Genomic DNA, 22,287 nt, shown 5'->3' with positions numbered 1-22,287 from the left:
CGGTGAGCGCCGTGAGGGTGGCTTCCGCCGCGACGGCGGGGCGCCCCGTGAGGGTGGCTTCCGTGGCGGTGACCGTCGTGAAGGTGGTTTCCGCCGGGACGGCGAGGCGCCGCGTGGCGGTGACCGTCGTGAGGCTGGTGGCTTCCGCCGCGACGGCGAGGCGCCGCGCGCTGGCGGTTTCCGTGGTGGCGAGCGCCGCGAAGGTGGCTTCGCCGGCGGTGACCGTCGTGAGGGCGGCTTCCGTTCCGGTCCCCGCGAGGGTGGCTTCCGTCGCGACGGCGACACCCGTGGCGGCGAGCGCCGCGAGGGCGGTTTCCGCCGCGACGGCGAGGCCCCCCGTGAGGGTGGCTTCCGCGGCGGTGACCGTCGTGAGGGTGGCTTCCGTCGCGACGGCGACACCCGTGGCGGCGAGCGTCGTGAGGGTGGCTTCCGCCGCGACGGCGAGGCGCCTCGCGGGGGTGGCTATCGCGGCGGCGAGCGCCGTGAGGGCGGCGTCGCCGGCGGCGACCGTGACCGTCGTGAGGGCGGCTTCCGCCGTGACGGCGACACCCGTGGCGGTGAGCGCCGTGAGGGTGGCTTCCGCCGCGACGGCGAGGCCCCCCGTGGTGGCGGCTTCCGCGGTGGCGAGCGTCGTGAGGGTGGCTTCCGTCGCGAGGGCGACACGCGGGGCGGCGAGCGCCGCGAGGGCGGTTTCCGCCGCGAGGGCGAGGCGCCCCGTGAGGGTGGCTACCGGGGCGGCGAGCGCCGCGAGGGCGGCTACCGGGGTGGCGAGCGCCGCGAGGGCGGCTACCGGGGCGGCGACCGGCCCGAGCGTGGCGGCTACGGTGACCGGCCGCGTCGTGACGATCAGCGGGGCTTCGAGGACCGGCGTCGCGAGGGTGGCTTCGGCCCCGACCGCGAGCGGCAGGACGAGGCCGACGGTGGTCGCGCGGTCGCGCCGGCGCTGCCGGACGAGATCTCCGCGACCGACCTCGACACGGCCGTCCGCGCCGAACTGCTCTCGCTGAACAAGCCGGTGGCGGAGACCGTCGCCCGGCACCTGGTCGCCACCGGCCAGCTGATTGACGAGGACCCTGCCGAGGCGCTCGCCCACGCGATGGCGGCCCGCCGGCTGGCCTCGCGGATCTCCGCGGTACGGGAGGCGGTCGGGCTGGCCGCGTACCACGCCGGGGAGTGGCAGACGGCCATCGCCGAGCTGCGGACGTACCACCGGATGACCGGGTTGCAGAGCCACCTGGCGGTGCTCGCCGACTGCGAGCGGGCGCTGGGGCGTCCGGAGCGGGCCATCGACCTGTTCCGGGGCGCCGACCGCGCGAAGCTCGACCAGGCCGTCGCCATCGAGCTGCTGATCGTGGCCGCCGGTGCCCGGGGTGACCTCGGGCAGAAGGACGCCGCGGTGGCCATGCTGCAGGTTCCCGAGCTGACCACCGACTCGACCGACCCGTGGACGGCCCGGCTGCGCTACGCCTACGCCGACGCGCTGCTGGCCGTCGGCCGTCGCGAGGAGGCCCGCGAGTGGTTCTCCCGCGCCGCCGACGTCGACACCGACGGTGAGACCGACGCGGCGGAGCGGCTGCTCGAACTCGACGGCGTGCTGATCGAGGGCGACGAGGAGGACGACGAGCCGGCCGAGGAGATTGCCACCGGTCCGGGCGTGCTCGGCGCGGTGCCGGCCCAGCCGGACGTCGACCTGACCGCCGCCGGCGGCGACCTCACCGACGAGGACGACGACCGCGACGAGGACGACGAGGACGACGACTTCGACGAGGACGAAGAAGAAGACGACCGCGACGAGGACGACGACCGCGACGGGGACGACGACTTCGACGAGGATGACGAGGACGACGACCGCGACGGGGACGACGACCACGATCAGGACGACGACCGTGACGCGGACGGGCTCACCGACGACGAGCTCACCGACGAGGCGGCCACGGCCGTCGCGACCGAGCCGCGCGCGACCGACGCCGAGTCGACCGTGAGCGACGCGGTGCCGCCGGCCGGCGACGAGCCGACCGGGCGCGGGTCGGAGTCGGACCAGCGATGACGGAGGTCGCCGGGGATCGGCTGGTCGACGGGTACACCCTGGTCGTGTTCGACCTGGACGGGGTGATCTACCTGATCGACCGGCCGATCCCCGGCGCCGTCGAGGCGGTCGGCCGGCTGCACGCCGCCGGCCGCGCGGTCGCGTACGCGACCAACAACGCCTCGCGCCGGTCGAGCGAGGTCGCCGACCTGCTCACCGGCATGGGCGTGCCGGCCGAGCCGCAGGAGGTGCTGACCTCCGCCGCGGCCGCCGCCGAGCTGCTCCGCGACCGGTTCCCCGCCGGGGCGCCGGTCCTGGTCGTCGGCGCGGAGGCGCTGCGCGCCGAGATCCGCGCCGCCGGGCTCACCCCGGTCGTCCGCGCCGACGAGTCGCCGGTCGCGGTGGTCCAGGGGTACGGCCCGCAGGTGGGCTGGGCGGACCTGGCCGAGGCGTCGGTCGCGATCCGTGCCGGGGCGGTCTGGGTGGCCACCAACACCGACCGGACGCTGCCCAGCGGCCGTGGCCCACTGCCCGGCAACGGCTCGCTGGTGGCCGCGCTGCGGCACGCCCTCGACCGGGCGCCGGACGTGGTCGTCGGCAAGCCCGAGGCCGCCCTGTTCGCCACCGCCGCCCGCCGCGCCGGCGCGGGGCGGACGCTGGTCGTGGGCGACCGCCTCGACACCGACATCGAGGGCGCCCGCCGTGCCGGGCTGGACAGCCTGCTGGTGCTGACCGGCGTCAGCGACGTACCCGAACTGCTGGCGGCGCCCGAGTCGCGCCGCCCGACGTACGTGGCGATGAACCTGGCCGGGCTCTTCGACCCGGCGGCCGTGGCCCGGGTGCCGGGCGAGCCGGACACCGGCGGCTGGTCCGCCGCCCGGGTCGACGGCGGCCTGGAGCTGCGCGGCGCGGGACGGCCGCTGGACGCCATCGTGTCGCTCTGCGCGGCGGCCTGGTCGGCGCCGGCGGACGCCGCGGACGTGCGCCCGGCGACGCCGGAGGCGCAACGCGCCCTCGCGGCGCTCGGCCTGTCGGCCTGACCGGCCCGGCCACCGCAGCCGGTGGGTGCCGCGCCAACCGTCAGAGCAGCTTGCGGAGCTTCATCAGGTCGAACGGGTTCGCCTTGATCGAGACCCGGCGGGAGGCGACCGCCTTGGTGATGTCGAGCTGCCCGTGCACCAGGGCGACCAGATCGTCGCTGCCGGTGATCAGGGCGATCTTGGCCTTGGGGTCGTCGCCGTCGGCCAGGTCGATCAGCCGACCGCCGGTGATCCGGCCGTGGAACGCGGTGTCCAGGTCGGTGACGCGGCAGGCGAGCGTGCGGTCCAGGTCGATGCGCTGGCCCACCTCGGCGTGGCGCTCCAACCGGCTCGCCAGGTCGTGCAACGCCTGCCGGCACTCGTCCACGCTGGCCACATCGTCTCCTCACACCCGCCACGCCGTTCCTCGGCACCGTACCGCAATGGGTCGTCCGGGGCGCCCGGTAGCGTGAGACCCGCACACCCCGCCCCGCGGAAGGAAAACCGGCATGCAGGATGCGTGGCGCGCCTACCTCGAGCTGGCCATGGGCCTGACGGAGGCGCCCCGAAAGAAGGCCCAGGACGCCGCGCGGCGGCTGGTCGGCACAGGCGGCGCGACCGCCGCCCAGCTCCAGGCGCTCGCGGAGGAACTCGTCTCCACCGGCGCCGCCAACCGTGAGGCGCTGACCAAGCTGGTCCGCTTCGAGGTGGACCGGGCGCTCGGGGCGGTCGGTCTGGCCACCGCCGACGAGGTCGCCGAGCTGACCCGCCGGGTGCACGAGCTGGAGCGGCAGCTGCGCGAGGCCAAGGGCGGCCCGGGCGGGCCACTGCCGGGCACGTCGCCGGTCGGCGTCACCCCGTCGGTTGTCGCCCCGACCGGCGCGACCGGTCCGGCCACCGCCGGCCCGAGCGGTGGCGCGGCGGCCGGACCGGGCGTCGCCCCGCCGGTTCCGGCCCCGACCAAGGCGGTGGCGAAGAAGGCCGTGGCCAAGAAGGCCATCGCCAAGAAGCCACCGGCGTCGGTGAGCACCACCACCGGCGACGGCGTGACCTCGCCGGCCCGGCCGGTGAAGAAGGCCGCCCCGCGCAAGCGGACCACCGGCGGCGCGGAATGACGCCCGCCGCCGGCCGGAGTGCCCGGTGAGCGCCCCGTTCCGCCCCGGGCCGCCGCCCGGCGCGCGTCCGGGGCCGCCACCCGGGGCGCGTCCCGGCCCGCCGCCCGGGCCCCGGCCGGGGCCGCCGCCGAACGGGTACGAGGACGTCGAGGAGGCGCACCACCCGGCGGTCGACGCCGCCGTGCAGGCGATGATCAACGCCGAGGGGCTGCCCCCGGCCGACCAGATCGCCCAGTACGAGGCGGCGTACCAGACGCTGCGGGAGACCCTCGCCACCATCGACCAGGCCTGAACCGACCGGAGAACCACCCCATGGCACGTCGTACCCGCCTCGACGCCGAACTCGTCCGCCGCGGCCTGGCCCGTTCCCGGGAGCAGGCCGCCGCGCTGGTCGAGGCCGGCCGGGTCCAGCTGCGCGGGGTGCCGGCGCGCAAGGCCGCCGCGATGGTCGACCCGGCCGACCCGCTGCTGGTCACCGGCGAGGACCCCGGTTCCGAGTACGTCTCCCGGGGCGGCCACAAGCTGGCCGGCGCCCTCGCGGCGTTCGCACCGGGCGGGCTGACCGTCGCCGGGCGGCGCTGCCTCGACGCGGGCGCCTCCACCGGTGGCTTCACCGACGTGCTGCTGCGCGCCGACGCCGCCGAGGTCGTGGCGGTGGACGTCGGGTACGGCCAGCTCGCCTGGCCGCTGCGCACCGACGAGCGGGTGCGGGTCTTCGAGCGCACGAACGTCCGTACGCTGACCCCGGAGGTCATCGGCGGCGAGGTGGACCTGACCGTGGCCGACCTGTCGTTCATCTCGCTGCGCCTGGTGCTGCCGGCGCTGGCCGGCTGCACCCGCGCCGACGGCGACCTGGCGTTGATGGTCAAGCCGCAGTTCGAGGTGGGCAAGGAGCGGGTGGGTGCCGGCGGCGTGGTCCGCGACCCGGCGCTGCGGGCCGAGGCGGTGCTCGACGTGGCCGCCGCGGCGGCCGGGCTCGGGCTGGGCCTGGCCGACGTGGCAGCCAGTCCACTGCCGGGACCCAGCGGCAACGTCGAGTTCTTCGTATGGTTACGCCGGGACGCCCCGGCGGCCGTCCCCGAGCGGGTGCGGGCCGTGGTGGCGGCGGGCCCCGAGGGCCCGGCCACCGCCGGCGATCTGCCGGCGGACCGGACCGGGGAGGTGACAGGGTGAGCGACGGGCAGAACCCGACGAGCGGGGGACGAGAGGCGGATCCGGTGGGCGACAGCGACGGGGTGAGCCCCGACGGCACGCACGAGCGGGTGGCCCGGTGAGCCGCACCGCGCTGCTGGTGACGCACACCGGGCGGCGGCGCAGCACCGAACACGCCCGGGCCGTGGCCGCCGATCTCATCGCCGCCGGCTTCGAGGTGCGGGTGGTGGCCGAGGAGGCCGACGACCTCGACCTGCCCGGCGTGGTGCCGGTGACCGGGCCGGAGGCGGCCGAGGGGGCCGAGATCGTCTTCGCCCTCGGCGGGGACGGCACCTTCCTGCGCGCGGCCGAGCTGGCCCGCCCGGCCAAGGCGCCGCTGCTCGGCATCAACCTCGGCAAGGTCGGCTTCCTCGCCGAGGCCGAGATCAACGACCTCGACGTGGCGGTCCGCGACGTGGTCGGGCGCAACTACACGGTGGACGAACGGCTCACCCTCGACGTGACCGCCGAGTTCGACGGCGGGCCGACCATCGAGTCCTGGGCGCTCAACGAGATCAGCGTCGAGAAGGGCGAGCGGGCCCAGATGCTGGAGCTGCTCGTCGACGTCGACGGCCGCCCGCTGTCCCGGTACGGCTGCGACGGGGTGGTCTGCGCGACCCCCACCGGCTCCACCGCGTACGCGTTCTCCGGCGGCGGGCCGGTGGTCTGGCCGGAGGTGGAGGCCCTGCTGCTGGTGCCGATCAGCGCGCACGCGCTGTTCAGCCGCCCGCTGGTGACCGCGCCGACCTCCACGTTCTCGATCACCGTGGACCCGTTCACCACCCTCGCGGTGCTCTGCTGCGACGGCCGGCGGGTCTTCGACCTGCCGCCGGGCGCCCGGGTGACGGTGCGCCGCGGCGCGCTGCCGGTGCGCATCGTCCGGCTGCGGGCCCGGCCGTTCACCGACCGCCTGGTGGCCAAGTTCGGGTTGCCGGTGCAGGGCTGGCGCGGCAGCCGGCGCTGAGCGCCCACCGGGCCGGGCGGCGCACGTACCCCGCCGGCCCGTGCCGGCCACGTGCCGGCCACGCGACCGTCCGGTCGCCGTCGCCCCGTGTCCACCTGGCGACATGTCGCCGGTACGGCGCGCCTTCCCTAGTGACCCAGCGATGATCTTCGGCGCAGACTCCGGAGCGCCGACCTCCTCGAGGCCGGCCTCGGAGTAGAGGAGTACATCGCATGCACCGATCCCCACGCTGGCTCAGTGCCGGCGCGGTCGGCGCGTTGGTGGTCGGACTCACCGCACCGGCGTCCGCCGACCCGCCCGCCCGGCCCAGTGGCCCGAGTTCGGCCACGACCGCCACGAGCGGCGCGCCCGCCCGCATCACCCTGATCACCGGCGACCAGGTGGAGCTGTCTCCCGCCGCGCCCGGCCGGGTCGCCGCCACCGTCCACCCCGGCCCCGGCCGGGACCGGATCACCTTCCACACCATCGAAGCCGACGGTGGGCTGCGGGTGCTGCCCAGCGACGTCGTGCCGTACCTGTCCGCCGGTGTGCTCGACGCCGACCTTTTCGACGTGCAGGAACTGGTCGCCGACGGGTACGGCGACGCCGCTCAGGGCGCGTTGCCACTGATCGTGCGCTACCAGCAGCCGGCCGGCGGGCGGGTCCGCCCGCTCGCCGGGGCCACCGCCGCCCGCCCGCTGGAGAGCATCAACGGCGCCGCGCTGAAGGTCGGCAAGAAGGACCTCGGCGGGCTGTGGACGACGCTGCGCGGCACGCCGCAGGCGCGTACCACGGCCGGTGCGCCGGTCCGGCTCGGCGCCGGCATCGACCGGGTCTGGCTGGACGGGCGGGTGCGCGCGGACCTGGAGCACAGCGTGCCGCAGATCGGCGCCCCGACGGCCTGGGCGGCCGGGCGGGACGGCGCCGGCGTCGAGGTCGCCGTGCTGGACACCGGGGTCGACGCGAACCACCCCGACCTGGCCGGGCGGATCGTCGAGGCGAAGGACTTCAGCGGCACCGGCAGCGCCCAGGACGGGCACGGCCACGGCACCCACGTGGCGTCCACCATCGCCGGCAGCGGCGCCGCCTCCGGCGGGCTGCGCAAGGGCGTGGCGCCGGGTGCGCGGCTGCTCGTCGGCAAGGTGCTCGACGACAACGGCACCGGATACGACTCGGGGATCATCGCGGGCATGGAGTGGGCCGCCCACTCCGGCGCCAAGGTCGTCAACATGAGCCTCGGCGGCGACGCCACCGACGGCACCGACCCAATGAGCCAGGCGGTCAACGACCTCACCGCCGAGACCGGCACCCTCTTCGTGATCGCCGCCGGCAATTCGGGCGCGGCGCAAACCGTCGGCTCGCCGGGCGCCGCGACCGCGGCGCTCACCGTCGGCGCCGTGGACCGCGACGACAATCTGGCCGAATTCTCCAGCCGCGGCCCCCGGCTCGGCGACAACGGCCTGAAGCCGGAGATCACCGCCCCGGGCGTCGGCATCGTCGCCGCCCGCGCCGCCGGCACCACCATGGGTACGCCGGTGGGCGACGCGTACACGCGGGCGTCCGGGACGTCGATGGCGACCCCGCACGTCGCCGGCGCGGTGGCGATCCTCTCCCAGGAACACCCGGACTGGACCGCCGGGAAGCTCAAGGACGCGCTGGTCAGCACGACGAAGGCGAACCCCGCGCTGACCGTCTTCGAGCAGGGCGGCGGCCGGGTTGACGTGGCCGGCGCGCTGAGCCAGCGGGTGTACGGCTCGGCCACTGCCGACTTCGGCCGGGTGAACACCGGCGGTGCGGCGGTGGAGCGGACCGTTACGTACACCAACGGCACGTCGTCCCCGCAGACCCTGCGGCTGGCCCTGGAGCTCCGCAACCTGGACCGCGGTGCGGCCGAGCCGGACGGGGTGTCGCTCGACGGCACGGAGGTGACCGTGCCGGCCGGCGGCAGTGTGAACGTCCCGCTGCACGCCGACCCGGCGAAGCTGGACCGGGGAGTGCACGGAGGGTGGCTGGTGGCCACCGGCGCGGACGGTGTCGCGGTACGTACGGCCGTCGGGCTCACCCTCAGCGGCCCGATCCACACCGTCACCCTGCGCGCGCTGGACATGGCCGGGCAGTCCGGCGTGGCGACGGTGTTCACCCTCTTCGGCGAACACCGCGAGTCGGACCAGCTCGGTTGGATCCCCGGCGAGGTGCAGGTGCAGGTCGAGGAGGGCCCGTACCTGCTCGAGGGGCTGATCTATCACGGCGCACCGCTGGACGAGCAGCTCACCCTGGTCACCGATCCCGAGCTGATGGTCGACCGGGACCTCACCGTGGTGCTCGACCCGCGCAAGGCCACGCCGGTGCGGATCGAGACGCCGAAGCCGACCGAGCAGCGGGCGGTGATCAGCTTCTTCGAGCACCGGATCTTCGGCAACGGCCGGCAGGTCGACCACGGCGTGATGGAGTTCAGCACGGTCCAGCAAGTGAACGTCACGCCGACCCGGCCGTTGCGCGAGGGCGAGTTCGAGTTCTCCTCGCGGTGGCAGCTGGTCGCCCCCATGGTGGACGCCAAGGTCAGCAACGTCTCCGGTCCGCTGGACATCAACCTGCTGCACCAGTCGCCGGCTCCCGACGGCCGGCGGAAGCTGCCGCTGGTGTGGGCGGGCGACGGCACCCCCGCCGAGCTGTCCCGAGCCGGGGTCCGAGGTGCGGCCGCGCTGGTCGTCAGCAGCCCCGAGGTTGTCGCGGAGGACCAGATCGTCGCCGATGCCGCCGCGGCGGGCGCCGCGATGGTGCTCATGGTCCGCCCGGCGGATTGGAGCGCGTGGACGGTCTGGGCTCCCGACGGGGACCGCCTGCCTATTCCGTCGATGGTGGTCGCGAACGACGACGGGCAGCGGATGATCGCGGCGGCGAAGGCCGGACGCGTGACGCTGGACCTGACGCTGACCCCGAACAGCCCCTACCTGTACGACGTGTGGCAGGTGTCGAAGGGGCGGGTCCCGGACCGCATCGTGCACCAGGTGACCGCGGACAACACCGCCGAGGTGACCGCCCGCTACGCCGACACCGGCGGGTTCGACTGGGCCGGCGAGCAGCGGTTCGGCTGGCGGCCCTGGCAGGAGTACTCCTGGATGGACGAGAAGCGGTTGGTGCGTACCGGCACCATGCGGCAGGAGTTCGTCAGCGCCGGGGACAACTGGTGGCAGCAGCGGGTGCTGCACCGGCTCCCCTGGTCCTGGGGCCGGCTGACCGGGGGCTCTACGCAGCAGCCCCGGCAGTACGCCGCCGACGACCGGGTCACCGAAACCTGGCACGCGCCGGTGTTTCGGCCGGCCGTGCCGGCGGGTACCGGGGTGGCGGTGCCCACGCGTACCGGGGACAACCTCGACCTGCGGGTGGCCGAGTTCGTCGACGCCGACGGCCACTACAGCCCGGCCGGGTTCAGCGAGGAGCAGGACACCGTCGAGCGTCGGCTGAGCCGGGACGGGCAGCAGATCGCCGACCTCTCCGGCGGCTGGGCACCGGTTCCGACCACCCCGGGTTCGGCCCGCTACCGGCTGGACGTCACCACGCGGCGGTCGTCGGACGAGTGGCGCTGGGCCACCCGGACCGAGACGGCCTGGGAGTTCACCTCGGCCCGCCCGGCCGGGGACAGTGCCCAGCCGTTGCCGCTGCTCCAGGTGGACTACCGGGTCCCGGCCGACCTGCGCGGCACGGTCGCCGGCGGGCGTCCGCACCAGCTGGAGCTGACGCTGCGCCAGCCGGTGGGCGTATCGGCCCCGAAGGGCACCAGCCTGCGGGTGGAGGTGTCGTTCGACTCCGGTGCGACCTGGCGGTCGGTGCCGGTGCGCGGCACCGACACCCGGTACACCGCGTCGGTGCCGGCCGGCACAGGAGCCGTGTCGCTGCGGGTGCACGCCGCCGACAGCGCCGGCAACGTCGTCGACCAGACCGTGATCGACGCGTACGGGCTGCGCTGAGCCGGGCGTCCGCGCGGGTCGACCCCCCCTCCCGCGCGGACGCCTCCGTCGGCCCGTCCGGCTGCCCGCCCCGAACACGGTGGGCAACCGGACCGGGCCGGCCAGTGGCCGCCGCCGGCACCGCCTTCGGGTGGCGGGACCGGCGGCGGCTCGGCCGGTGGTGGGGCCGGCCGGCGGTCAGTGGTGGGGCGACCGGCGGTTCGTGGCGGGGCCGGCGGGCGGTTCAGAGCCAGCCGCGCCGGGCGGCCTGGTAGGCCAGGCCGGGGCGGGTGTCCACCCCGGCGACCGTCATCAGGTCGGCGAGCCGGCGTTGCACGGTGCGCCGGCTCACCCCGAGCTGGGAGGCGATGGACTTGTCCGGCACCCCGGCCACGAAGAGCGAGAGCAGCCGGACCTCGTCGGCGTCCGGCAGGTAGCCGTCCGCCTCGCCGGCCGGCGTGGTGGCGGACCGCAGCGGAGTGGCCACCAGCCAGTGGCTCTCGAAGAGGGCGAGCAGCGCGTCGAGCAGTTGGCTGCGGCCGATCACCGCGGCGCTCGGCTCACCGATGTCCCGGTCGGGCACCAGCGGGCAGATCGCCGTCCGGGCGTCCACGATGGCCAGCCGGACCGGCAGCCGGTCCAGCACCCGGGCCTGCTCGCCGGCGCGTACGCCCTGCTCCACGTCCGCCAGCGCGCCCGGTTCGAGGAGCATCTTCCGCTCGTAGATGGCCCGGTAGCGCACCCCGCGGGCCAGCGCGTCGAACTCCTCGACGTTCTCCGATCCGGGCATCGTCAGCGGGTTCGCCCGGCAGAACCAGAGCACCTCGCTGCGCGCCGAGTTCTGCAGGTCGCGCAGCCGTTCCCGGAGCATCCCGGCGCCGGTGATCACCTCCACCAGGTGGTCGGCGTCGTGCCGGCGCAGGCCGGCCCGGTACTCCTCGGTGAGCCGGGTGACCGCCACGCGGGCGGCCTCCAGTGCCTCCTGGCGACGCAGCAACGCCTCGCCGAGCGCGACGTCGGGGGCCAGCGGCCGCAGCGGCCCGTCCGGGTCGGGACCGGTCGGCAGGACCAGCCCCTTGTCGCGCAGGGCGTCGAGCTGGGCGACGACCTCGGCCCGCGGGCGGCGCAGCCACCGGGCCAGCTCGTCGACCCGCGCCACGGTGAGCTGCACCAGGCGGCGGTACAGCTCCTCCTCGTCCGGAGTCAGGCCGATCACGTCCAACACGGGGCTGAACTGTACGCACGACTCCCCCCGGCGTCGCCGGCTGGTCAAGTGTCGGGGGCCGCGTCTACTGTCGGTTGCTGTGCTGGAAGAGCTGCGCATCACCGGACTGGGCGTCATCGAGGACACCACGCTGCCGTTGACCGGCGGGATGAACGTCATCACCGGCGAGACCGGTGCCGGCAAGACCATGGTGGTGACCGGCCTCGGCCTGCTCTTCGGTGGCCGGGCCGACGCCGGGCGGGTCCGGGCCGAGCCCGGCCGGGCGGTGGTCGAGGGGCGGCTGCGCCTCGGTGGCCGGCTCGCCGACGCGGTGCACGCCCGGATCGTCGACGCCGGCGGCGAGCCCGACGAGGACGGCTCGCTGCTGCTGAGCCGCACGGTCACCGTCGAGGGCCGGTCCCGGGCCCACCTGGGCGGTCGGAGCATGCCGGTGTCGATGCTCGGCGAGGTGGGCGAGCAGGTGGTGGCGGTGCACGGCCAGTCCGACCAGCTGCGCCTGCTGCGCCCGGCCGAGCAGCGCGCCGCGCTGGACCGGTTCGCCGGGCCGGAGCACGAGAAGCTGCTCGACGCGCTGCGCGAGGCGTACGGCCGGTGGCGGCAGGTGGTGGACGACCTGGCCGACCGGCGGCGCAACGCCCGCGCCCGCAACCAGGAGGCCGACCTGATGCGGCTGGGCCTGGACGAGATCACCCGGGTCGACCCGCAGCCCGGTGAGGACGACGAGCTGAAGGCGGAGGCGCAGCGGCTGGAGCACGCCGAGGGGCTGCGCACCGCGGCCCAGCTCGCCCACCAGTGCGTCGCCGGTGGCGCGGAGGCCGCCGACGAGACGCCCGACGCCACGGCGCTGCTGGGTACCGCCCGGCGCACCCTCGAGGCGCAGGCCGGCACCGATCCGGCCCTCGGCGAGCTGGCGGTCCGGCTGGAGGAGGCGGCCACCCTGGTCGCGGACGTCTCCGCCGAGCTGTCGACGTACCTGGCGGCGCTGGACGCCGACCCGGCCCGGTTGCAGGTCATCTACGAGCGGCGGGCCGCGCTGCGCGCGCTCACCCGCAAGTACGCCGACGACGTCGACGGGGTCATCGCCTGGGCCGAGCGGGCCCGCACCCGACTGTCCGACCTGGACAGCTCCGACGAGCTGCTCGACGAGCTGGACCGGGAGGCCACCCGGCTCGCCGGTGAGGTGGCCGACCTGGCCGGCCGGGTGTCCATCTCCCGCCAGGAGGCGGCGACCCGCTTCGCCGAGCAGGTCACCGTCGAGCTGGCCGGGTTGGCCATGCCGCACGCCCGGATCGACGTGGCGGTGGTCTCCCGGCCGGCGGGCCGGGCGGAGCCGAGCCTCACGGTCAACGGCGTCGAGGCCGGCATCGGCCCGGACGGCGCCGACGAGGTCGAGTTGCGGCTGCTGGCTCACCCGGGCGCGCCCTCGCTGCCACTGCAGCGCGGCGCCTCCGGCGGCGAGCTGTCCCGGGTGATGCTCGCCATCGAGGTGGTCTTCGCCGGCTCCGGCGGCCCGCCCACGCTGGTCTTCGACGAGGTGGACGCCGGCGTCGGCGGCCAGGCGGCGGTGGAGATCGGCCGCCGGCTGGCCCGGCTGGCCCGCAGCCACCAGGTGCTGGTGGTCACCCACCTGCCGCAGGTGGCCGCCTTCGCCGACCGGCACCTGGTGGTGGCGAAGGACACCGGGGGAGCGGTGACGACCAGCGGGGTCCGTGTGGTGGAGGACACCGAGCGGGCCCGGGAGCTGGCCCGGATGCTCGCGGGTTTGCCGGATTCCGACCTGGGTATCGCCCATGCGGAGGAACTCCTGGCGGTGGCGGCCAAGGAAAGGCGGCCCTGACCGCCGCTATTGTGAGCGCAAGCACACCGGCCTGCGCTCCGGTGTGCTTCCCTGGGTAGGCGGCCCTGCTCAGGCATGTCGCGACAGAAAAGCCTGCCTCACATGCCAGGATGGTCACGATGCGTCTACCCACGTTGCGCCGGACCCGGAACGCGGAACCGGGCTCAGTCCTCGGCACCGCACGTCTCGATCGTCGTACCAAACGGCTGGTCGGCCGGCTCCGCCCCGGTGACATCGCGGTGATCGACCACGTCGACCTGGACCGGGTGGCGGCCGACTCGCTGGTCGCCGTCGGTGTCGCCGCGGTGCTCAACGCCAAGCCGTCGGTCTCCGGGCGCTATCCCAACCTCGGCCCCGAGGTGCTGGTCGGCGCCGGCATCCCGCTCCTCGACGACCTGGGCGAGGGGGTGTTCGAGCGGATCCGCGAGGGCGACACGATCCGGATCGAGGGCAACACCGTCTACGTCGGCGACGAGCCGGTCGCCCACGGTGAGCTCCAGGACGCCGAGACGGTGGCCAAGGCGATGGCCGACGCCCGGGAGGGGCTGTCGGTCCAGCTCGAGGCGTTCGCCGCCAACACCATGGACTACCTGCGGCAGGAACGCGACCTGCTGCTCGACGGGGTGGGCGTACCGGACATCCAGACCCAGGTCCAGGGCCGGCACTGCCTGATCGTGGTCCGCGGCTACGACTACAAGGACGACCTGGACGTGCTGCGCCCGTACATCCGGGAGTTCAAGCCGGTGCTGATCGGCGTGGACGGCGGAGCGGACGCGCTGGTCGAGGCGGGATACACCCCCGACATGATCATCGGCGACATGGACTCGGTCACCGACGACGTGCTGCGCTGCGGCGCCGAGGTGATCGTGCACGCCTACCCGGACGGGCGGGCGCCCGGCCTGGCCCGGGTCAACGGGCTCGGCGTGCCGGCGATCACCTTCCCCGCCGCCGCCACCAGCGAGGACCTCGCGATGCTGCTGGCCGATGAGAAGGGCGCCTCGCTGCTGGTCGCCGTGGGCACCCACGCCACACTGGTGGAGTTCCTGGACAAGGGCCGCGGCGGCATGGCCTCGACCTTCCTCACCCGGCTCAAGGTCGGCGGCAAGCTGGTCGACGCCAAGGGCGTGAGCCGGCTCTACCGGCAGAGCATCTCGGGCTCGTCGCTGCTGCTGCTGGTCCTCTCGGCGGTCGCCGCGATGGCCTCCGCGGTGGCGGTCTCCACCGTCGGGAAGGCGTATTTGGGCGTGGTCTCGGAGTGGTGGGACAATTTCGTGTTCCAGCTCGGCCAGCTCTTCTAGCTCCCCGACCGATCAAGAGGCTGCAAGCGTGATCAACTTCCGATACCACGTGGTGTCCCTGACCGCGGTCTTCCTGGCGTTGGCCATCGGCCTGGTGGTCGGCACGGCCGCCCTCAACGGCCCCGTGGCGGACTCGCTCAAGGAGAACGTCAACGCGCTGCGCAAGGACAACCAGCAGATGCGTCAGTCGGTCAACAACATGCAGAAGGAGTTGGAGCTCGAGGAGGACTTCGCCGCCCAACTGGCGCAGGTCGTCCTGCCGGGCAAGCTCACCGGCAAGCGGGTGCTGGTGCTGAGCCTGCCCACCGGCCGCGACCACACCGAGGGCGTGCTGAAGATGCTCGAACTCGCCGGGGCCGACGTGACCGGCCGGGTGGACCTGCAGGACAAGTTCATCAACCCGGACAACAACACCAACCTGATGGAGCTGGCGGTGACCGCCGCGCGGCCCACCGCGCCCGCCTCCGCGCTGCCCGGCAACGGCAACGGGGTGGAGACCTCCAGCGCCCTGCTGGCCAGCGTGCTGCTCGACCGGGCCCAGGGCACCGCCGCCGTCACCGACGGCGACCGCCGGGCGGTGCTCAACTCGTACGCCAACAACGGCTACCTGACCACCGAGCAGAAGGTCACCGGATCGGCTGAGGCCGTCGTGCTGGTCAGCGGGCAGCCGTACGTGGACAAGGACTCCGCCAAGAAGGACGAGTCGGTGGTGAAGGTCGCCGAGCAGTTCGACCGGACCGGCTCGATCGTGGTCGGCGGCAACGGCTCGGCCGGCGGCAACCTGGTCGCGATCGTCCGGGGCGACCCGGTGCTCGCCCAGACCATCTCCACCGTCGACAACGCCAACACCGTGCAGGGCCAGCTGGTCACCAGCCTCGCCCTGGTGCAGCAGCTCACCGAAAAGAAGGCCGGCCAGTACGGCGTCGGCGACAACGCCGCGTCCCTGCTGCCTAGACTGCCCCAGTGAGCGAACGACGTACCCCGGTGACCGGAGTCCACTCTACCGTCGCATCCGGCAGGGCCGCGTGAACGGGCTGGGGCGGCTGCTCGCCGCCGCCGCCGGTGCCGCGGCCGCCCGGTACGCGCTGCGCGAGATCCGTACCGCCCCGCCCGCCCCGGCGCTGGAACGGACCAACTTCCGCGGCCGTACCGTCACCCTGGCGGCCGGCCCGGCCCTCGCGGTCGGCGCGGCCGGTGCCGGCGCGTTCGGCGCCACCAGCATCCCCGCCGGCGCGGCAGCGCTGGTCGCCGGCCTCGGCGCCGGCGCGGTCGGGCTCTACGACGACGTGGTCGGCGGGCGGCCCGAGCAGAAGACCGCGAAGGGCTTCGCCGGCCACCTGGCCGCGCTGCGCGAGGGCCGGGTCACCGCCGGCACGGTCAAGGTGCTCGGGGTGGGCGCCGCCGGGCTCGGCGCGGCCGTCCTGCTCGCCGCCGACCCCCGGGTCGCCGCCCGGCGCACGGGCCAGCGCCCCCTCGCCCGCGCGGTCGACGTGCTCCTCGGCGCCGGGGTGGTGGCCGGCACCGCCAACCTGCTCAACCTGCTCGACCTGCGTCCCGGCCGGGCCCTCAAGTCCGGCCTGCTGCTCGGCGCCCCGCTGACCCGGGGCCCGCACGGCGGTATCGCCGCCGGGGCGGTCGGCGCGGCCGGCGGCCTGCTCGGCGAGGACCTCGACGAGCAGGTGATGGTCGGCGACAGCGGCGCCAACGCCCTCGGCGCGGTGCTCGGCGTGGCGCTGGCCGCCCGGACCGGACCGGTCGGGCGGGCCGGGATCCTGGCCGTGCTCGCCGGGCTCACCGCGGCCAGCGAGAAGGTCAGCTTCACGGCTGTCATCCAGCGCACCCCCGGCCTGCGCGAACTCGACGCCCTGGGTCGGCGATCCGGCTGACGTGACCAGACCGGCACCCCTCGCCGGCGCCGGCCGTGTGGCCGGAGCGGCCGCCCTCATCGCCGTCCTCACCGTGGTCAGCCGCTTGGCCGGCTTCGGTCGTACCGCCGTGTTCACCTGGACGCTGGCCCCGACCGACCTCGGCGGCGCGTACGTGGTGGCCAACGCCGTACCCAACTTCATCTTCGAGATCGTCGCCGGCGGTGCGCTGGCCAGCCTGGTCGTACCGCTGCTGGCCGGCGCGGTCGCGGCCGGCGACCGGCGGGCGGTGGCCGCCACCACCGGCGCGCTGCTCACCTGGACGGTCACCCTGCTGGTGCCCCTCGCGGTGCTGGTGGCGCTGGCCGCCGGGCCGATCGTCGGCCTGCTCGGCGACGGCCTCAGCGTCGCCCAGCAGCACAGCGGCGAGCGGATGCTGCGGTTGTTCGCGCCGCAGCTGCCGCTCTACGGCATCGGCATCGTGCTGACCGGCGTGCTCCAGGCGCACCGGCGGTTCGCCTGGCCGGTGATCGCCCCGCTGCTCAGCAGCGTCACCGTGATCACGGTCTACCTCGCCTTCACCGCCGTGGAGGGGCGACTGGCCACGGTCGCCGAGGTCAGTGGCGCGGGGGAGCTGATCCTGGCCGGTGGCACCACCGCCGGGGTGGTGGTGCTGTCGCTGTCGCTGCTGGTCCCGCTGCGCCGGCTCGACCTGCGGCTGCGCCCCGGGTACGGCTTCCCGGCCGACGCCCGGGCCCGGGTCGGCGGGCTGGCGGTGGCCGGCGCGGTGACCGTCACCACCCAGCAGATCGCGCTGATCGTCAGCCTCAACCAGGTCACCTACGGCGCGGCGACCAACCCCGGCGTGTACAACCTCGCGCAGACCGTCTACCTGCTGCCCTGGGCGGTGCTCGCGGTGCCGCTGGCGGTCGCCGCGTACCCGACGCTGGCCGCGGCCCGGGCCGCCGCCGACGAGGAGGCCTACCGGCGGACCCTCGCCCCCGCCGTGCGCGGCGTGCTGATCTTCAGCAGCCTCGGCGCCGCCGCCCTGGTCGGTGTGGCGACGCCCATCGGGTACTTCTTCTTCCCGGCGCAGACCGCGCCGGGAGCCGCCGCCGCGATCGCCGGTTTCGCCCCCGGGCTGCTCGGCTACGGCCTTTTCGCGGTGCTCACCCGCGCCCTGTACGCCCGGGGCGAGACCCGGACGGCGACCTGGGCGACCGCGCTCGGCTGGCTGTCGGTGCCGGTCGCCGCGCTGCTGCTGGGGGCGGCGCTGCCGCTGCGCGACCGGGTGCTGGCGGTGACCCTGGCCAACTCGCTGGGGATGCTGCTCCTCGGCGCCCTGCTGCTGGCCGCGGTGGCCCGCTCGGCGGGCCGGGCGGCCCTGTCCGGCGCGGGTCGCGCCGCCACCGCCGGCGTGCTCGCCGCCGCGCTCGCCGCGCCCGCCGGCGCGCTCACCGCCCGGTGGCTCGCCGACGTCGCCGACGGCACCCCGACGACACCGGAGGCACTCGTTCAGGGCATGCTGTCCGGGGCCGTGGTGGGCGTGGTGTTCCTCGGCGTGGCCTACCTGGCCGACCGGCCGGACGTCCGGCCGCTGCTCGCCGGCGTCGGCCGCCGGCTGCGCCCACGCCGGCGCGGCCCGGCGTCCGACCGGGCGCAGGAGGGCGGCCGTCCGGAACGGGATGACGGGAAGGAGACGGTGTCCCGGTGAGCGCGAGGAGTGAGCCGGGTCTGCGAGCCCCGCAGTCGCGAACGGAAGACGTCGCGGTGAGCGCGAGGAGTGAGCCGGGTCTGCGAGCCCCGCAGTCGCGAACGGAAGACGTCGCGGTGAGCGCGAGGAGTGAGCCGGGTCTGCGAGCCCCGCAGTCGCGAACGGAAGACGTCGCGGTGAGCGCGAGGAGTGAGCCGGGTCTGCGAGCCCCGCAGTCGCGAACGGAAGACGTCGCGGTGAGCGCGAGGAGTGAGCCGGGTCTGCGCGCCCCGCAGTCGCGAACGGAAGGTGAGCACCGATGACCGACGCATCCTCGGCGCCGCGCTGGCAGGGCACGGTCGTCCTGCTGCTCGCCTCCAGCACCGGCGGGGTCGGTCAGCACGTCCGGTCGGTGGCCCGCGGCCTCACCGAGGCCGGCGTCTCCGTGCTGGTGTGCGGGCCCGCCGCCACCCAGGACCAGTGGGACTTCACCGCCGTCGGGGCGCGCTTCGCCTCGGTGGAGATCCCGGCCAGCCCCACCCCGGCCGACGCGCGGGCCGTGTCCGCGCTGCGCCGGGCACTGGCCGCCGAGACGGTACGGGTCGTGCACGCCCACGGGCTGCGCGCCGGTCTGGTCGCCACGCTCGCCCGGCCGGCCGCGCCGGTCGTGGTGACCTGGCACAACGCGGTGCTCGCCGGCGGGGTGCGCGGTCAGCTCTCCCGGCTGGCCGAGCGGGTCGTGGCCCGTTCCGCCCGGGTCGCGCTCGGCGCCTCGGCCGATCTGGTCGAGCGGGCCGCCGCGCTGGGCGCCGCCGATGCCCGGCTCGCCCCGGTCGCCGCACCCACCCTGCCCGCCCCGCGCCGCCGGCGCGCCGCCGTGCGCGCCGAGTTCGGCGTCGTACCGGGCCAGCCGCTGGTGCTCTCCGTCGGCCGGCTGCACCCGCAGAAGCGGTACGACGTGCTGGTCGACGCGGCGGCCCGCTGGCGTACCCGGACCCCACCGCCGGCCGTCGTGATCGCCGGCAGCGGGCCGGCGTATCTGCAGCTGGCCGCCCGGATCTCCGCCGCCCGGGCGCCGGTGACCCTGCTCGGCCACCGCACCGACGTGGCGGACCTGCTCGCCGGCTGTGACCTGGCGGTGGTCACCAGCGACTGGGAGGCCCGGCAGTTGTTCGCGCAGGAGGCGCTGCGGGCCGGCGTACCGCTGGTGGCGACCGCCGTGGGCGGGCTGCCGGAGCTGGTCGGCGATGCCGCGGTGCTGGTGCCGGCGGGGGACGTCGACGCGGTCGACGCCGCGGTGCGCGCGCTGCTGGACGACGAGAGCCTCCGCGCCGACCTCGCCCGGCGCGGCGCCGCCCGCGCCGCGACCTGGCCCGCCGAGGAGGACACCGTCGCCGCGCTGCTCGACCTCTACGCCGAGTTCGGTCCCGACGCCGCCGGGCCGGCCGCGCCCGGCGCGGACACCGGATCGACGGGACGCCGCTGATGCTGCGCAGACTGACCCCGGTCCTGCTAACCCTGCTGGTGGTGGTGCTCGGCGTGACCGCCCTGGCGGCCCGCCCGGAGACCGGCGCGCCCCGGCGCACCGCCGACTTCGTGGTGCTCGCCGGCGTGGCGGGGCTGCGCTGGGACGACGTCGACCCGCAGAGCACCCCGACGCTGTGGCGGATGGCGCAGCAGGGCTCGATCGGCTCGCTGTCCACCCGCTCCGCGCACCGCCCCACCTGCCCGGTGGACGGGTGGCTCACCCTCGGCGCGGGCAGCTACGCGGCCTGGAACGGCAGCCGGCAGGAGGGCGCCTGCCCGCCGGTCGGCGTGACGATCGAGCAGCCGGACCGGATCGGCGCGAACCTGCCCGACCAGGAGAGCGTGGTCCTGCACAACCAGGAACGGCTGCCCTGGGGGGCGGTGCCCGGCTCGCTGTCGGAGTCGGTGCGCTGCTCGGTGGCGATCGGCCCCGGCGCCGCCGTCGCCGCCGCCCGTCCCTTCGGCCGGGTCGACCGGTACGCGCCGAAGCTGCCCGACGACCCCGCCGGCCTGCTCGGCTCCTGCGTGCTGAGCATCGTCGACCTGGGCACGGTGGCCGGTGACGACCCGGCCACCCGGGCCGCCGATGCCCGCCGGGTCGACGCGGCGCTGGCGACCGTGCTCGCCGCCCGGCCGCCCCGTTCGCTGGTGATGGTGGCCGGGGTCTCCGACACCGAGACGCCTTCCCGGCTGCACGTGGCGGTCGCCGACGGCCCGGGCTGGGAGGGCGGCCTGCTCACCTCCGCCAGCACCGGGCGGGAGGGCTACCTGCAACTGGTCGACCTGGCCCCGACCGCGCTCGCCGCACTCGGCCGGCCGATGCCCGAGCGGCTCTTCCTCGGCCGCCCGGCGATCCGTGTCGACGGCCGCCCGGACGACCTGGCCGCCGCGATCGCCGCCCCGGCGGACGCCGACCGGGAGGCCGGCGCCCAGCGGAGGGTGGCCGGCTGGTTCTTCGCCCTGCTCGCCCTGGCGCAGGTGGCGCTCTACGTGACCGTGCTGCCGCTGCTGCGCCGGGCCCGCCGGCTCGCCGGCCCGCACAGCCCGCCGCCGGTCTCCCGCCGGGTGGTGGCGACCGTGGAGCTGCTGCTCGTCGCCGCCGCGCTGGCGGTGCCGGCCGCGCTGCTCGCCGACGCGGTGCCCTGGTGGCGGGTGGACCACGCCGGCTGGTGGTTCGCGCTGGTGACCGTGGCCCTGATCGTCGCGGCCACCGTCCTGGTGCGCCTCGCCCCCGGCCACGACCGCACCCTGGGCCCGCTCGGCGCGGTCGCCGGGCTGGCCACCCTGGTGGTCGGCGCGGACGTGCTCAGCGGGGCCCGGTTGCAGCTCAACGGCGTGGTCGGCTACTCGGCGCTGGAGGGCGGCCGGTTCTCCGGGCTCGGCACGGTGGGGCTCGGGGTGTTCCTCGCCGGCGCGCTGCTCAGCGCCGGTTGGCTCGCCCAGCGGTTCCGCCGGGCGTGGCGGCCGATGGTGGTGGTGACGGTCGGCGGGACGGCCGCGGTGGTGGTCGGCAGCCCGTACCTCGGCTCGGACCCGATCGGCGCGGTCGCGCTGACCGCCGGGGTGGCGGTCGCCGCGGCGATCTCCACCGGCGGCTGGCTCACCGTCAGCCGGCTGGTCTGGGCCGCCATGGCGGGCCTGGCGCTGACCATCGGGTACGCCGTGGTGGACGTGCGCCGGCCGGCGGAGGAGCGGGGCAGCCTCGGCCGGTTCCTCGCCGCCCTCGGCGACGGCACCGGCGGGTTGACGGTGCACCGCTCCAGCACCGCCAACTTCGAGACCCTGGTGAACAGCCCACTGACCCTGCTCGCCGTGGTCGGTGCCCTGCTGGTGTGGTTCGCCCTGCTCCAGCCCTGGGGCGGGTTGATGCGGCTGTTCGGCATCTACCCGGCGATCCGGGCGGCGATGGCCGGCACCGCCGTGGCGGCGGTGATCGGCGGGCTGCTCGGCGGCTCGGCCCTGGACGTGGCCGGGGCAGCCGCCGCGCTGGTGGTGCCGATGGCGGCGCTGGCCTCGCTGCGGGTGCTCGACCACTCCACCGACCGCACCCAGCCGGGCGCCGGCCGGCAGCGCGGCGACGGGCCGTCCGGCCCGCCCGCCGGGGACGCGCCGGACGGCGGACCGGGCGGGGGCAGCACCACCACGGCCGACGAGCACCCGCGCGCCGACCGCCCGCTGCCCGCCGGCGCGGGTACCCGGGAAGCGGACCCGGCCGACGACGCGGCCCAGGCCGACGACGCGGACCCGGCCCAGGACACGGCCTCGGCCGAGGACACGGCCCGGGCCGACGACGCGGCCTCGACCGGCGCCGAGGTCGGCTCCGGCGACCGGAGCATGGCGGCCGGCGACACTGCCCGCACCGCCGACAGCGAGGCCGGTGACGACGGCGACACCGCCACCGGCCCCGATGCCGGTGACGGTGACGGCGGCGGCGGTGACGGTGACGGTGGGGTGCGGAGCGTGGGCGAGCGGGCGGCGGGAGCGGGCGGCGCCCGCGGTGCCGGCGTGCCCGCCGCGCGGGCCGGGGAGTCGGCCACCCCGACATCGACCGAGGTCACGACGGGTTGACCCGCTGCGGGCTCCGACACCGGCCGGGGTGGG

Annotated in this window: 17 protein-coding genes; 14 read left to right on the top strand and 3 right to left on the bottom strand. The window is 75.9% G+C overall.

Features of this window, described 5'->3' with window-relative positions; translation table 11 throughout:
• Nucleotides 1–1,039, bottom strand: a 1,039-nt coding sequence (locus V6U89_RS22485) for a hypothetical protein (RefSeq protein WP_334573323.1), incomplete at its 3' end; no start/stop codon positions are given.
• Between the two features lie 57 nt (nt 1,040–1,096).
• On the opposite strand from V6U89_RS22485, the gene V6U89_RS22480 reads away from it, so the two are divergent.
• Nucleotides 1,097–2,047: a tetratricopeptide repeat protein gene (locus V6U89_RS22480; protein ID WP_334573325.1), complete on the top strand. Its 951-nt coding sequence runs from the start codon at nt 1,097–1,099 to the stop codon at nt 2,045–2,047.
• Complete coding sequence (locus V6U89_RS22475) at nt 2,044–3,066, top strand: HAD-IIA family hydrolase (RefSeq protein ID WP_334573322.1); 1,023 nt, start codon at nt 2,044–2,046, stop codon at nt 3,064–3,066. Before V6U89_RS22480 ends, V6U89_RS22475 begins: the two co-directional genes overlap by 4 nt.
• Before the next feature lie 40 nt (nt 3,067–3,106).
• Here the strand turns inward: V6U89_RS22475 and V6U89_RS22470 are convergent, their stop codons facing one another.
• Entirely contained in the window at nt 3,107–3,442 is a 336-nt protein-coding gene (locus V6U89_RS22470) for an SCP2 sterol-binding domain-containing protein (protein WP_334573321.1), read from the bottom strand.
• 112 nt (nt 3,443–3,554) lie between these two features.
• Here V6U89_RS22470 and V6U89_RS22465 point away from each other — a divergent pair, with 112 nt between their 5' ends.
• From V6U89_RS22465 to V6U89_RS22445, 5 genes are all read left to right on the top strand, one after another.
• Nucleotides 3,555–4,160, top strand: a complete 606-nt coding sequence (locus tag V6U89_RS22465) for a phasin family protein (RefSeq protein WP_334573320.1) — start codon at nt 3,555–3,557, stop codon at nt 4,158–4,160.
• Between the two features lie 25 nt (nt 4,161–4,185).
• Nucleotides 4,186–4,452 (top strand): hypothetical protein, encoded by a 267-nt coding sequence (locus V6U89_RS22460; RefSeq protein ID WP_334573319.1) that lies wholly within the window; start codon nt 4,186–4,188, stop codon nt 4,450–4,452.
• Between the two features lie 20 nt (nt 4,453–4,472).
• On the top strand, nt 4,473–5,333 hold the full coding sequence (locus V6U89_RS22455) for a TlyA family RNA methyltransferase (protein ID WP_334573318.1): 861 nt from the start codon (nt 4,473–4,475) through the stop codon (nt 5,331–5,333).
• Between the two features lie 97 nt (nt 5,334–5,430).
• The gene (locus tag V6U89_RS22450; protein ID WP_088962661.1) at nt 5,431–6,315 is read left to right on the top strand and encodes an NAD kinase; all 885 of its coding nucleotides are present in this window, start codon (nt 5,431–5,433) and stop codon (nt 6,313–6,315) included.
• A gap of 212 nt (nt 6,316–6,527) precedes the next feature.
• Complete coding sequence (locus V6U89_RS22445; RefSeq protein ID WP_334573317.1) at nt 6,528–10,262, top strand: S8 family peptidase; 3,735 nt, start codon at nt 6,528–6,530, stop codon at nt 10,260–10,262.
• Nucleotides 10,263–10,485: 223 nt separating this feature from the next.
• On the opposite strand, the gene V6U89_RS22440 is transcribed toward V6U89_RS22445, so the two are convergent.
• Complete coding sequence (locus V6U89_RS22440) at nt 10,486–11,466, bottom strand: helix-turn-helix domain-containing protein (RefSeq protein ID WP_334573316.1); 981 nt, start codon at nt 11,464–11,466, stop codon at nt 10,486–10,488.
• 79 nt (nt 11,467–11,545) lie between these two features.
• Between V6U89_RS22440 and recN the strand changes: the two genes are divergently transcribed.
• The 7 genes from recN (at nt 11,546) to V6U89_RS22405 (ending at nt 22,254) form a co-directional block, all read left to right on the top strand.
• Nucleotides 11,546–13,303 carry a DNA repair protein RecN gene (recN, locus tag V6U89_RS22435; RefSeq protein WP_334573315.1) on the top strand — a complete coding sequence of 586 codons (1,758 nt, stop codon included), beginning with the start codon at nt 11,546–11,548 and terminating at the stop codon, nt 13,301–13,303.
• A gap of 119 nt (nt 13,304–13,422) precedes the next feature.
• Nucleotides 13,423–14,601 carry a putative cytokinetic ring protein SteA gene (gene steA / locus V6U89_RS22430; RefSeq protein ID WP_088962657.1) on the top strand — a complete coding sequence of 393 codons (1,179 nt, stop codon included), beginning with the start codon at nt 13,423–13,425 and terminating at the stop codon, nt 14,599–14,601.
• A gap of 28 nt (nt 14,602–14,629) precedes the next feature.
• Nucleotides 14,630–15,568 (top strand): copper transporter, encoded by a 939-nt coding sequence (locus V6U89_RS22425; RefSeq protein ID WP_334573314.1) that lies wholly within the window; start codon nt 14,630–14,632, stop codon nt 15,566–15,568.
• 58 nt (nt 15,569–15,626) lie between these two features.
• Nucleotides 15,627–16,487 carry a hypothetical protein gene (locus V6U89_RS22420; RefSeq protein WP_334573313.1) on the top strand — a complete coding sequence of 287 codons (861 nt, stop codon included), beginning with the start codon at nt 15,627–15,629 and terminating at the stop codon, nt 16,485–16,487.
• 1 nt (nt 16,488) lies between these two features.
• Nucleotides 16,489–18,180, top strand: coding sequence for a murein biosynthesis integral membrane protein MurJ (gene murJ / locus V6U89_RS22415; protein ID WP_334573312.1), 1,692 nt, complete (start codon nt 16,489–16,491; stop codon nt 18,178–18,180).
• A 298-nt stretch (nt 18,181–18,478) separates the two neighbouring features.
• Nucleotides 18,479–19,645, top strand: a complete 1,167-nt coding sequence (locus V6U89_RS22410) for a glycosyltransferase family 4 protein (RefSeq protein ID WP_334573311.1) — start codon at nt 18,479–18,481, stop codon at nt 19,643–19,645.
• On the top strand, nt 19,645–22,254 hold the full coding sequence (locus V6U89_RS22405; RefSeq protein WP_334573310.1) for a hypothetical protein: 2,610 nt from the start codon (nt 19,645–19,647) through the stop codon (nt 22,252–22,254). The genes V6U89_RS22410 and V6U89_RS22405 overlap by 1 nt, the downstream gene beginning before the upstream one ends.
• The last annotated feature ends 33 nt before the right edge of the window (nt 22,255–22,287 follow it).

Source organism: Micromonospora sp. CPCC 206171, from assembly GCF_036906755.1.
In the GTDB taxonomy this organism is placed as follows: Bacteria; Actinomycetota; Actinomycetes; order Mycobacteriales; family Micromonosporaceae; genus Micromonospora; species Micromonospora purpureochromogenes.
This window is presented reverse-complemented; position numbering and strand designations above follow the sequence as displayed.